At 36.1% G+C, this 357-nt stretch carries 1 protein-coding gene; it reads right to left on the bottom strand.

Features of this window, described 5'->3' with window-relative positions:
* Positions 1–25: 25 nt before the first annotated feature.
* On the bottom strand, positions 26–357 hold a 332-nt coding region (locus H5R64_RS01095; RefSeq protein WP_182582555.1), incomplete at its 5' end, for an RNA-guided endonuclease TnpB family protein.

The following is a 357-nucleotide window of genomic DNA, read 5'->3' as shown; positions in this document are numbered from 1 at the left end:
CTTTGCTATTTACCACGGCTAGTCCCTAGCCTACGGCTTTTAATCCTTTATGCAAGATATTAACTGCCGCATTAATATCCCGATCGTGATGGGTACCACATTTAGGACAAGTCCATTCTCGAATTTCTAGTGGTTTCTTACCACTGTGATAGCCACATTGACTACAAATTTGACTAGTATAGTTTGGCTTAACAGTAATTAGTTGTTTATCATACCACGCACATTTATATTCCAACATGGTCCTAAATTGATACCAACTCGCATTGGCAATTGATTTAGCCAAATGATGATTCTTTTGAAGATTCTTGGTTTTCAAATCTTCAATCACAATTACATCATATTGTTTCACCAAATTAG

It is taken from the genome of Limosilactobacillus fastidiosus (assembly GCF_014145505.1).
Lineage (GTDB): Bacteria > Bacillota > Bacilli > Lactobacillales > Lactobacillaceae > Limosilactobacillus > Limosilactobacillus fastidiosus.
This window is presented reverse-complemented; position numbering and strand designations above follow the sequence as displayed.